We start from the raw sequence: 12,083 nt of genomic DNA on the forward strand, positions 1-12,083 counted from the left end.
AAGGGTTATTTATTCTGATGCGAAGCACAATGAGTACTGATTCTGTTGGCTAATTTAATGCCGCTTAACCAAGCCCCCTCAACTCGACCTCCATGCAGCCAGTCTCCACAAAAGCCAAGGCCATCCACTGGTGAATAGTGATACTCAATCATTGCTTCAAGACCACCGCTGGCATAACGCCAACGATGCATGGTCACTTGGGCATCTAAAGTATTAAAGCCAAGCTTCCCCATGCAAGCCATTAACTCAGCACTAACATCTTCTTTTGCCAGTTCTAGGTTCGCATCACTCCACTCAGGGCTGGCATGAACTGTCCAGTAATCCAGGCCACCTCGTTTTGGCTTGGTGCTATTTCTGGCAATCCAAGCGATCGGTTCTTGATTGATAAAAGCTGCATCAAATTGAAAAGAACTTTGGTGCGGAAAATGAACCATCATCGTCCAACAGGATTTCATCTTGGAATCATTTGCAATCTTTGATGCTTTATCAAGATTTGATACTTGTCCTGTGACATTTTTAAGTAGTGTCTCAACTTGCGGTGATGGAATAGCCAAAACAACCATATCAAACTGCTTCAATAGAGGGCCATGTTCCAAGCTACTCAAAGCCCAGCCCTGGAGACTTTTCTCCATTCCACAGATAGTGGTTTCATACTGAACTGATAACTGCTTGGCCAAATGCTTGGTTGGTGCTGTCATTTCAGGAATACCAACAAAACGTTTGTCCTGAGAAAGACTTTCTGACCAAGAACCTTCTTTATAAACACCTAGTTTTGGCTGCCACTGCGCAACCAGGCCTAACTCAATCCAGAGATTGACTTCTTCTATAAAAAGAGGGTCTCTGGCCGTGAAATACTGCGCTCCATGATCTGCTGACCATGACTCTGTGCGGCGTGTGCTCAAGCGACCGCTGGCGCCGCGGCTCTTTTCATAGACTTGGACATCAAATCCCAATGACTGTAACTTCAGGGCGCAAGCAGCCCCTGAAATACCAGCACCAATCACTGCCACAGATGGTTTTTTATTTGATTCAGCTTGCATGCTTTATTTTTCTAAAAGTTAAGTTGATTCGTGGTTCTACAGCTACCTTGGTTTTAATCAAAGCATGCTGCCAGTAGGTTTGGGTTGGAGGTTGCATCAGTAAGAGACTGCCATCGTCTAAAAATAGGGACGCTTTGCTGAAATCCTTCTTATGACGAAAAGAGAACTTTCTTCTTCCGCCAAAGCTCAGTGATGCGATCGGAGAGTTTTGATCCAACTCCTTCTCATCGTCGCTGTGCCAACCCATTCCTTCATCACCATGATGGTAAAGATTGAGCAGGCAAGAGTTGAACTGATGGCCACAGAAAGATTCCAGCCTCTGTTTAATGCCCAAGAGGGGCGCAGACCACTCTTGAGGATTCTTTTTAACCCCAGAATAGGTATAAGAAAGATCTGAATCAGCAACCCAAACAACCTTCCTGGTAGTAGTGATTTTCTTGCCAAACATGGCTAGTTCATCAAATTGCCAATTCAAGCCCTTGAGCAGTTCCTCAAACAATTGCTTGCTTTCCGATTCTGAATAAAAATCTTTGTGATAGGTCACCTCACCATCTTTGGACAAGATGGTGAGGGCTTCATCAAGATCATTCATCAGGGAAATTTGTTTCATCAAGCGTGACTAGCTAAAAAAGATTAACATCTTAAATAAGTTGATTTTGGTGGTCTTGTATCCACCAAGAGTAATTCAGGAAGGGAATCTAAGTTGAGTTCAGATAAGCGCTGTTGTGGTTCAGGAGTCTGCATCATCAATGCTCAAGGTGAGTGTTGGTGTGGTCAGGTATGGGATGGCGAAAAAATGTGCCATCCACCACTCAAACCATTGGTCAGCCCAACACCTGATTCAAACGAAAATCCAAAAACCTCACCTGAATCTTAGGCTCTTGCATCAAACAAGATTTGGCTGCGGCTGATTCTTTTTGCTTGAACCAACTTGGCCTTGTTTGATTGTTGTTCAAGGTCTCAATTTCACTGGTGTTCAAGCTATTGCTCAATTGGGTTGAAGTGCATGCGCAATGAGCAGTGAACTGTTCTGATGTTAAGCCTTTAACACCCGCATGACGTTTGAGCTGTTCTTGGATGCAACTTTCTTGATAGCTCTTCTTAAAGCTCGTGATACTCGTAGGCTGGCTGAATGCCAGGTCTGAAAATAGCAAGAAAAACGCTGGTGTAAAACGAATAAATTTTTTCATAATGAAACCACCAACAGGTAAATAAAAGCAACTAACTGAGCGAGGTTGATCACCACGCTCAAGCCATGAAGAATATGAAACTGTTTATGCAGTCCTAAATCTTTTGCTTGATTGATTTTTCCGGTCAAATAAAACAGAGTAAAACCAAATAAAATCGCACAAGCAATCAGTAAATATTGAGCATGAGAGCTTTGCGCCAAGAAAGCACTGATCACCGTCAAAATGCCCAATGAGGCATAGTATTTTGGAAAAAAGTTCCTGACGTACTTGCTAGACCATTCGACGGGTAGAACCTTGAACACCGTTGGAGCCACCACCACGGTGAAGAAAAGCATGATGCCAACCATGGCAGCAATAAGGTAGTTAGCAATCATAGGAATCGGCTTTCATTAAAAGATGCGTGTGAATAAATCGACACCCCAATTTAATAGATTTACTAGATTTTTGCTTGCAGCCCGCATATACCCATAAAACCTGCCTCAGCCTGACTCCAAATTGCGGATAGAGCTCAGCAGTATTTCGGTTTATCGGCTAAATTAGAGGCAATACCAACAAGAATTAACAGGTGACAAACATGATTCAACAATTACGCATCAAACTCGCGCGCTGGATTTTGGGCAAGCATTGCGCTTGCTATCAAATGGGTTATCACACCATGGTTGATTTTAGGGAACGCAGCTGTCAGAGAATGTCTCAACAGGACACTGATAAATAATCATTCATTAGCAGTATTTCCCTATGCATCATGATCACCAAGATTATCCAGATTTGGCCTTTGTCGATATTGAAACGACTGGGTCGAATTTTGATAGGGACCGAATCACAGAGATTGGTATCAAGCTAGTCTCTGGTGACCATCAAGAAACTTGGGAAAGCCTGATCAATCCAGGCACATTCATACCCCAAAATATTCAAGCGTTGACAGGCATTCGTCCCGAGATGGTGCAGCATCAACCACCGTTTGATGAACTTGCCAGACAAATCCTAGAAAAACTAGAGGGCAAGATATTCATTGCTCATAACGCACGCTTTGACTATGGCTTTTTAAAAGCCTCATTCAAAAGACTTGGGATTGATTTCAAGCCAAAGGTCTTATGCACCGTTAAATTATCAAGGTTGTTATTTCCCAACCAGCCTAGGCATAACTTAGACACCATCATCCAGACTCATGGTTTAAATGTCAGCGCCAGACATCGCGCCTTAGGCGATGCTGATCTACTTCTTCAGTTTTGGAGAATCTGCGAAGCGAAATTTGGTAAGACCCAACTAAGAGCAGCGCTTAATCAATTGATTGGCCATGCCAGCCTGCCGCCCAATATTGACAAAGCCATGATCGATGAAATACCTGAAAAGCCAGGATGCTACATTTTTTATGGTGAGAACAAAGCACCTATTTATATCGGTAAGAGCATCACGATGCGCAGCAGGGTCATGGGTCATTTTCAGTCGGCGCTGACTCAGCGCAAAGAAATGAAACTATCCATGCAGATCAGAGACATTGATTGGATAGAGACCAGCGGTGAGCTAGGAGCTTTATTGCTTGAATCAAAGCTAATCAAAGAGCGCATGCCAAGCATGAACATCAAGCTGCGCCGCTCAAAAGATCTCTGTGCCTGGAAAGTCCAAGAGAATGAAGAGGGTGCTCTGATTCCAACGCTGGTGAATCATCGAGATTTACTTCCGGGGCTACAAGATGATCTATTTGGTCTCTTTTACAGTAAAAGAGAAGCCAATGCTTATTTGAAGGCAATCGCTAAAAAGCATCGCTTATGTGAAGCATTGCTTGGTCTTGAAAAACGCATAGCGGGCAAGTCTTGTTTTGGCTATCAAATCAAACAATGTGGGGGTGCGTGCATTGGTCAATCACCCATCAGCTTACATAACCTGCAACTAAAAACCGCTCTGGAGTTATTCAGGGTTCAAGTCTGGCCATACAAGGGGCCCATTGCGATTAAAGAGGGTGAGCAAATGCACGTCGTTGATCGTTGGTGCTATTTGGGATCAGCTATCAATGAGAGCGAGTTGGAAGAGTTGATGCACCTGGGCGATGCTGAATTTGATCTGGATATTTACAAAATCCTCAAAAAAGCCATTCAGGGCAGCTTTAAAAGCCAAATCCTGCCACTGAGGAAGCTCTCAGCAACAAATCCTTAAAGTTCTTATAATTATAAAAACGCCAAATAAATGGCAAAAAGCGAATAAAGCTAATAAGGCGAGACAAAACAAGGATTCAAATGCGCATTGAAGATACCGATCCAGCCAGACATGCCAGTATTGAATATCCGATGGAAGTGGGGTCGCCTGTCTTCGCGCCTATTAAAGTCACCGAAGAAAAAGACAAGGCTGTCAATGTGGCTCGTCAGAATGCCAAGCATGAATACGATCGCATCATGGAGCAAGCCAATGTCTTGATGAAGCAAGCCAAAGCTTTGCAATCCAGACTTGATGTCACTGAACAAGTGCATGCTGCTAAGTTCTCATTCAATCCATTGCATGGCAAGATTTATCACTTGTACTTTGATCACCGTCAACAAACCAATGTCTTGATTCAGACGGGGCCTGATGAGTGGACCTGTGGTATTCCAGAGCACTGGACATTTAAGCTGAGTGTCAAAAAATTAGGCGACAGTACTTGGGAAGAGCTCGAGCAAGAGTTAAAACCAGAAAGTAATCCAGTCGATCTAGCTTTACTTAAGGGTTGATCAGGGCTGATTAGGCAATTCGCTTAAATCTCAATTCCTGATTCATCATCACTAATTCCTAATTCAGGATGCACAAAACTTCGGTTTACCTTTTTCGGCAAGACCTCAGGCTTGAAGATAATCCGGCTTTCTCTAAAGCCTGCTCTGAAAGTCAGTTTTTAATCCCCATCTATTGCAGGTCCCCTGAAAATCAAAAAATAACAAAATGGGGATTCCCTCGGGAGGGAATTCACCGCAGTTATTTCTTGAATGATTCTCTCAATGATTTGAATCAGCAACTCAAAGCCAAAGGTTCTGAACTATGTTTGTTTGAAGGTGAGCCTACCTATGTGCTTCAAGATTTAATCAAGCAACTGCAGGTTGATGCTATCTACTGTGAAGAGATTGCTGCCCCTGAGGAGCAAAACGAACTCGCTTTGATTGAGGCGTTAGGTAAGGATTTGGGCATACCTATTCATGCGACTTGGCAATCAACCATGATTGACCCGGGTGAGCTGCCTTTTTCAGTCGATGAAATGCCTGAGCAATTCACACAATTTCGTATTCAAATTGAAAAAAGAAAGCATCTCTTCACGCCACCCAAATCAGCACCCAAAGCCATTCCCCCACTACCTGATGAATTCAAACATCAGCAAGCTCTTGAAGTATCACCGAGTAACATTGCCTTGAGTACTCAAAGTTCATTCCCGTATTGGAAAGAATCATTCCGAGGCGGTGAGTCACATGCCAAACAACATCTTCATCAATACCTTCAAAAACGCTTACCTCATACCTATAAAAAAACACGCAATGAATTGTTTGGTGAAGACTACTCAAGTAAATTCTCACCATGGTTAGCCAATGGGTGTTTGTCTTCAAGAATCGTCATGACTCAGTTAAAAGAATTCGAGGCTGAGTTTGGAGCGAATGAAGGCAGTTACTGGCTATGGTTTGAACTTCTCTGGCGCGACTATTTCAGAGTCTTGCATTTGAAGTGGGGCAGTGCTCTTTACCATGCCAGGGGGCTTAGTGATGCACCCCCGCCGCAACACAACCCAAAATGCTTTGAGAAGTGGTGCGCAGGTAACACAGGTGAATCAATCGTTGATGCAGGCATGAGAGAGTTACATGCAACGGGATATCTGTCTAACCGATTAAGGCAAGTGGTTGCTAGTTATTTGATCTATGACCTCAATTGCGATTGGCGAGCGGGAGCTGCTTGGTTCGAATCGCAGTTGATTGATTACGATGTTTATAGCAATCAGGGGAATTGGTTATACATTGCCGGCAGAGGCACAGATCCGCGGGGAGGTCGGCGCTTTAATCCAAAGAAACAAGCAGATGATCACGACTCGGATAAGGCTTACAGATCACTTTGGCTTTGATGAATCTTTAAAGTAGTTTCAAAGCGTTTCCATTGACCTGGCGCAAAAGTATTCATTGACAAAAACACCTCTTCAGCCGAAGATTAGATATGTCACCAATCTCTTCACAAGAAACCAATCTGCGTTATCGACGCCTATTTGAAACAGCCTACGACGGCATTTTGATCTTAGATTTTGAAAGTGGTCGCATTCAAGATGTGAACCCTTATCTAATCGAAATGCTGGGCTACAGCAAAGAAGAACTGATTGGCATGGAGCTTTGGGAAATCGGCGCCATGGTCGATAAATTGGCATCTTTGAAAGCTTTTGAAACTCTTAAGCAAGAAGGCTACATTAAATACAGTGATCTGCCACTTCGCACTAAATCTGGAAAAATCATCAGTGTTGAATTCGTCAGTAATGCCTACGGTGTGAATGGTGAGCGAGTGATTCAGTGCAATATCAGAGATATCACCGATAGAAAAAATGCTGAAGGCTGTTTAATTAAATATCAGCAAGACTTGGCTCTTAATATGTACGAGGTAGTTGATGCACTGACCAAGACTATTGTGGCTCGTGATCCCTATACCTACCAACATCAATTACGAGTGGCACATCTGTGCGTAGCCATTGCCAATCAAATGAACCTGCCCGTGAATGTTGTTGAAGGCCTTAAATTAAGTGCCTTGATCCATGATATTGGGAAAATTGGTGTGCCTGCGGAATTACTCACCAAGCCTACACCTTTGGAAACTTACGAAATACAAGCCCTCCAAAAGCATGTTCAAACTGGTTTTGATATCGTCAAAGATATTAATTTTCAATGGCCTCTGGCTCAAACCATTTATCAGCATCACGAAAGAATCAATGGTGCTGGTTACCCGAATCAACTCAAAGGTGACGCCATCATCATGGAAGCCAGAATTTTGGCCGTGGCTGATACCGTTGAAGCCATGTCACACAACCGACCTTATCGAACATCCTTAGGTCTTGATAAGGCACTCGCTGAAATTGAGAGTGGCAAAGGAAGCTTGTTCGATGAACGGGTGGTAGATGCTTGTTTAAAGCTATTTAGACAAGACAATTACGAGTTTCCAGCGGTTTGATCAAAGCAGCTAAGCCATCATCCCATCATCAAATAACTTGACCTGATTTCTGCCTGCATTTTTAGCGCAGTACATCGCTTTATCGGAATAGTCGATATAAAGATCCATCGCAAGATCTAAAGAATCATGATTCACTTGTTTTGGATCAAAGATAGATATCCCGATACTCACTGTTAAGGTGATTTCTTCACCGTTGACGATTGCGAAATAATTTTTTGAAATAGCTTCACGAAGTCTTTCTGCAATCTCAAGGGCAGCTTTGGTATCAGTTTCTGGGCAAGCAATCAAAAACTCTTCGCCACCAAAACGACCAAATACATCAATATCTCTTAATTTATGCTGACAGAATAAAGACAAGTTCTTTAATACTGTGTCACCAACCATATGACCATACTGATCATTGATACGCTTGAAGTAATCAATGTCAAGCATCAGAAAGGCCAAGGGGTGAAGACTTCTTTGCCCGCGACTGATTTCTCTTTTAAGGCGCACATAGGTTTCTTTTTTAGTCAGTGCCAGTGTTAAAGAATCCGTGGCATTCAAAATCTCTAAAGCAGAATTCTCTTTACGAACTTCACTCAAGGCTGCCTTGATACCAAAAACCCCAATGAACAACAATAAGGAAATTGGCACTGATAAAAAAGCATCTTTGATGTCATAAACTGAGTATTCATAGACATTGATCAACGGTACCACTCGGCGACCAATCATGATGGTCAGTGCGGCACTTAAAGCAATGCAAGTGATTTTGTATTTATTGACAATATTGATTAATCTGAATGATTGATAACTGGCGCCTATCTGAAGAGTCAGAGAAAGTGAATACAGTAGGATTGCTAGTGTTTTCATGATCGATCAGAAGCTAAAGATCAGGCTGGTGTTCAAGTATCTGTACTTGTAGTCTGGGCCGTTGAAGGTGGCACTTTGACCATAGCCTAACTTGCTTTTAAAAACAATCGACTTGTTGATGGGGCTGTTGGCTTCTAACTCATACAAATGAGTGCTGGTGCGAGGATCCTCATTCACTTTTTGACGACCCACACCAATCAAGCCAGACAACATCCAGCTTTGAACCTTTTGACGCATGGCCACTGCCACCATCTGTTCTTCGTATTCATTGGGGTTGAAGTAGTTGCCATTATTTTCTTGTTGACTGTTGCGATACTGACGATGTCTTAGCTGAAGATTGATGCCTTGCTCGGGTAGCAAGTCGTAAATCAACTTACCGCGAATATGGTTTCGGGTGTTGTTATCAGAGAAACGGTGTTGCCCTAAAAGACCAATGACTGTCCATCCTTCGGCAAGACGCTGCTCTAAACTGCCGCCGTAATAGTCATATTTGATACCCCTGTCGAGAGAGTTTCTTGTCTCAACCCAGTCACGGTTGTAAAACAATTCAGCATTGGTGCCTTCTCGAAGAGACATGGCGTAGTTCATGTCAGCATTCACCAGGGTGTGATTGCCCAATTGATTCACACCAAGATTGACCTTGTGACCTAAACCATTCTTTGGATCAATCGACTCACTCACCAAGCTTACTTGAGAGGCATCTTTTTTCCACTCATATTGTTCAAAGCTGTGATGCAGGGCTTGGATGCCTGTGTAATGTTGACCATCTTTGTAAAGCGGCAATAAACCAATGCCTGCTTTGACAGCTTTGAACTGATCATTGTCACTATAGGCGCTGATCGTTGGGCTCAGTAAACCCCAAGACTCATTGCTTTGAGCATGGATCAAGTTTGGTGTGAGGACTGCACAAATAAGCGTGGTTAAAAGTGCGGGGGTTCTTAGTTTGTTTTTCATTTTGTGCCCCAAGTTTTTTTTGTGCCAAATATCTCTGTGATGTAACCCCAAACTGCAGCTGGTTGCAAAATACAGCTGTAGGGCAATATATAAAGAAAAAATCCTAAAGCATTACGACGCACACGTAAGTGTTGCTCAATAAACATTTGTTCTTCAATGCGGTACATCACGGAATTGATGATCAGAGCCAATGGCAAAAGTGTCAGAGTCATTGGTCCAACAATCCAAAAGTAACCAAACATGGCTAAGATCAAGCCTGGCAAGAAGCCAAAAGTAAAAGCAACGTCCATGGCTGGAAACAGCAGATCCCACCAAATGAAGAAAGTAGATAAGCGCTTCCTGAACAATACTTTTGGATGGTATTTGAATGCTTCAATCATGCCCCTGGCCCAGCGCTGTCTTTGTCGAATAAAACCTGAGACAGTACTTGGCACGATTGTGAAAGCAATTGCATCCTCGCAATAGCCCACGCGATAGTCTTTTTCGAGCATGGCCCAAGTCAGCACAATGTCCTCACCGACAGTCTTTGGCCAACCGCCTAACTCAAGAACGATTGATTTTTTATACAAAGAAAATGCGCCTTGTGCCACCAAGGTGCCTTGATTGAGAGATTGCACCCGTTTAACGGTGGCAATCCCCTGAAAGTAATCCCACTCTTGTGATTGAGTGATCCAGTTTTGACGAGAATTACGAACCATGATCGTGCCAGCAACCGCGCAGGTATTAGCAGGATCACTGTGGAAGCGTTCCACAATTCTAAGTAATGCGTCTTTGTATAAATAGGAGTCTGCATCCAAGGTAATCACTAGCTCATGACTAGCCATGGCGAGAGCTCTGTTCAGCGCTTCAGATTTACCTTGATTGGTCTCTTGCTGAATGCATCGCAACCAAGGATATTTGCTGGTCAGTTGATTGCACACGGCATGGGTCTGATCTTTGGAACCATCATCGATCAAAATGACTTCAAGAGTTCCCGGATAATTTTGTTTTGCAATACTTTCAAAAGTATCTGGAATGACAGCTTCTTCGTTATAAGCTGCAATCAAAATAGTGATGGGGGGATAACTATCTAGATGTTTGCGAACAGGCCTTTTATCCATCATCAAGCTAAAAACCATGAAGGCATTGATAAAGCCTGGCACAACTGCGATGAATAAAATCAAAAATCCAGCAAGGAACCAGCCAATCACTGCTGAGAGATCGGCAAACCAAAATTGGGATGCCCACACAGAGAAGCCAGCCCAAAGAATCGCAACGAATAAGGCTAATTGAAATTTAGTATTAACTTTCAGGTACATACATGCTCTTTTTAGGATGTTATGCGCCCAGTATGAACCTAATTTCTATAAATTAGAAACGTTTAAATCAAATAAAACACATTTAATTTAAAGCCACATCAAAAACATATGAATTTGATAAATAAATCACTTTTTGGGGTTCAAGCGACTCGAGCCCCAGATTTCAAACTGACGCTTCATGTCTGCAGCTTCAGCCTCAATCGTATCGTCTTCACTGGCGGGGCAATCCGTTGGCATCTCTTGTTTAGAACCATCAGCCACCTTTTGCTGAACCGCTACGGGTGCTGATTTGCCATCCCAGGCAAATGGGTTCTTGAAAGTTGGTGGATCTGGCAAACAATCGTACTTATAAATAGGAGGCCAACCATCATCCACGGGTTGGAATGAAATGGTTTTCTGGAAGATCAGCGGTTTTCCGGTGGGAATGGGTGGCAGAGGCGGCATGTTTTCAATCGCCTGACGCGCTAGCTTCTCAGCAACAGGAGATGTGGACCAAAGCGTCTCTAACTTTGATAGCTTGCCGTTAGCGGCAATCTCAATATGAAAGCGCACCATGCCTTGATCGGGTCCTTCTACTGATCTTCCCATCATGCTGCGCACTTGTTGTCCCCAATTGTGGCGATAGCGCTTGCTGTTCTTCAAGGTATAGGTGGAAGCTTTTTGCCACTCTTCAGCGGATGGTGCTGGTGGCGCATCCATGTAAGCCAACTTCTTCTCTTCGGGTATTACTCTTTGAGTATTTAAAACCAGAGTTTGTTCTTCTTCAGGTTTCTTTTCTTTTCTCTCTTCTTTCTTTTGCTCAGGCTCAAGTTTGACTTGTACCACCTCATTCAAAGGCTTTGATTTGATGGGATTGTTTTCTTGATAGCTCAATCCCACAACAATCAAAATTAAATGAAATGCCAGAGATATAAGAAGTCCCATCTGAAATCTTGATGGTTTTTTGGTGAAGAGCATTTAGGATTAGTTAATAACTATCTTATCTATCGATGGGTCTTGATTTTATCGGTAGTTTGGTTCATTGTTAGACCAATAAATAAAGTTTTACTTCAATTTAATTTATTCATCACTAATACTTAGTTTCTCTTACTAAGTGTTTTTAATAAAAATCGAGGGAGTGTTATGAAGCAATTAATCAAACTAATCACAGCCATGTCATTCGTGGTTTTCTCAGGACATGCTTTTTCAGAATCAGTCAAAATTGTTTATCACGTGAACGAAGGTGTGCAACAAGCCAGTCGTGCGATTGGTAATATTCGCAATCACTTGAATGCTGATCCAAAAGCAAAAATCGTTGTAGTGACTCACGGCCCTGGTATCGACTTTTTACTTGAAGGTGCTGAGAACATGTCTGGTTCAAAGTTTTCCGCATCGATTGGTGACTTGGTGAGCAAGGGTGTTGAGTTCAGAGTTTGTAACAACACCTTGGTTTCAAGAAAAATTCCTAAAGAGCAAGTCATCATGGAAGCTAAGATTGTTCCTTCAGGCGTTGCAGAAGTTTCTAACTTGCAAGCCAAAGAGCGTTACGCGTATTTGAAGCCTTAAACTAAAAATAAGGTTAAAACTAAACCAATAAAAAAGGCCGCTGATGCGGCCCTTTT

General features: G+C 42.8%; 14 protein-coding genes. 6 read left to right on the top strand and 8 right to left on the bottom strand.

From position 1 onward, the window contains the following. Positions 1-5: 5 nt before the first annotated feature. The 4 genes from ICE88_RS06975 to ICE88_RS06990 form a co-directional block, all read right to left on the bottom strand. A complete protein-coding gene (locus ICE88_RS06975; protein WP_216250989.1) occupies positions 6-1,040 on the bottom strand; it encodes an NAD(P)/FAD-dependent oxidoreductase in 1,035 nt (344 codons plus the stop codon). Further along, positions 1,030-1,650: an alpha-ketoglutarate-dependent dioxygenase AlkB gene (locus ICE88_RS06980; protein WP_216250991.1), complete on the bottom strand. Its 621-nt coding sequence runs from the start codon at positions 1,648-1,650 to the stop codon at positions 1,030-1,032. The genes ICE88_RS06975 and ICE88_RS06980 overlap by 11 nt, the downstream gene beginning before the upstream one ends. 214 nt (positions 1,651-1,864) lie before the next feature. Next, positions 1,865-2,230 (bottom strand): hypothetical protein, encoded by a 366-nt coding sequence (locus ICE88_RS06985; protein ID WP_216250994.1) that lies wholly within the window; start codon positions 2,228-2,230, stop codon positions 1,865-1,867. Beyond that, on the bottom strand, positions 2,227-2,604 hold the full coding sequence (locus ICE88_RS06990; protein WP_216250999.1) for a DUF4149 domain-containing protein: 378 nt from the start codon (positions 2,602-2,604) through the stop codon (positions 2,227-2,229). The genes ICE88_RS06985 and ICE88_RS06990 overlap by 4 nt, the downstream gene beginning before the upstream one ends. A gap of 200 nt (positions 2,605-2,804) precedes the next feature. Here ICE88_RS06990 and ICE88_RS06995 point away from each other — a divergent pair, with 200 nt between their 5' ends. From ICE88_RS06995 to ICE88_RS07015, 5 genes are all read left to right on the top strand, one after another. Then, positions 2,805-2,945, top strand: a complete 141-nt coding sequence (locus ICE88_RS06995; RefSeq protein WP_180738118.1) for a hypothetical protein — start codon at positions 2,805-2,807, stop codon at positions 2,943-2,945. A 23-nt stretch (positions 2,946-2,968) separates the two neighbouring features. Then, a complete protein-coding gene (locus ICE88_RS07000; protein ID WP_216251004.1) occupies positions 2,969-4,384 on the top strand; it encodes a 3'-5' exonuclease family protein in 1,416 nt (471 codons plus the stop codon). An 80-nt stretch (positions 4,385-4,464) separates the two neighbouring features. Beyond that, entirely contained in the window at positions 4,465-4,932 is a 468-nt protein-coding gene (locus ICE88_RS07005; protein WP_216251007.1) for a DUF2452 domain-containing protein, read from the top strand. Positions 4,933-5,000: 68 nt separating this feature from the next. Then, complete coding sequence (locus ICE88_RS07010) at positions 5,001-6,296, top strand: DASH family cryptochrome (protein ID WP_216251013.1); 1,296 nt, start codon at positions 5,001-5,003, stop codon at positions 6,294-6,296. An 89-nt stretch (positions 6,297-6,385) separates the two neighbouring features. After that, positions 6,386-7,381 (top strand): HD-GYP domain-containing protein, encoded by a 996-nt coding sequence (locus ICE88_RS07015; RefSeq protein WP_216251017.1) that lies wholly within the window; start codon positions 6,386-6,388, stop codon positions 7,379-7,381. Positions 7,382-7,390: 9 nt separating this feature from the next. Here ICE88_RS07015 and ICE88_RS07020 read toward each other — a convergent pair whose 3' ends face one another. From ICE88_RS07020 to ICE88_RS07035, 4 genes are all read right to left on the bottom strand, one after another. After that, on the bottom strand, positions 7,391-8,230 hold the full coding sequence (locus ICE88_RS07020) for a GGDEF domain-containing protein (protein WP_216251019.1): 840 nt from the start codon (positions 8,228-8,230) through the stop codon (positions 7,391-7,393). A 6-nt stretch (positions 8,231-8,236) separates the two neighbouring features. Further along, positions 8,237-9,184, bottom strand: coding sequence for a hypothetical protein (locus ICE88_RS07025; RefSeq protein WP_216251021.1), 948 nt, complete (start codon positions 9,182-9,184; stop codon positions 8,237-8,239). After that, the gene (locus tag ICE88_RS07030; RefSeq protein ID WP_216251023.1) at positions 9,181-10,482 is read right to left on the bottom strand and encodes a glycosyltransferase family 2 protein; all 1,302 of its coding nucleotides are present in this window, start codon (positions 10,480-10,482) and stop codon (positions 9,181-9,183) included. The genes ICE88_RS07025 and ICE88_RS07030 overlap by 4 nt, the downstream gene beginning before the upstream one ends. A gap of 126 nt (positions 10,483-10,608) precedes the next feature. After that, a complete protein-coding gene (locus tag ICE88_RS07035) occupies positions 10,609-11,406 on the bottom strand; it encodes an energy transducer TonB (protein ID WP_216251025.1) in 798 nt (265 codons plus the stop codon). Between the two features lie 198 nt (positions 11,407-11,604). Between ICE88_RS07035 and ICE88_RS07040 the strand changes: the two genes are divergently transcribed. Then, a complete protein-coding gene (locus ICE88_RS07040) occupies positions 11,605-12,027 on the top strand; it encodes a DsrE family protein (protein ID WP_216251027.1) in 423 nt (140 codons plus the stop codon). Positions 12,028-12,083 lie beyond the last annotated feature (56 nt).

This window comes from Polynucleobacter sp. AM-26B4 (assembly GCF_018882285.1).
In the GTDB taxonomy this organism is placed as follows: domain Bacteria; phylum Pseudomonadota; class Gammaproteobacteria; order Burkholderiales; family Burkholderiaceae; genus Polynucleobacter.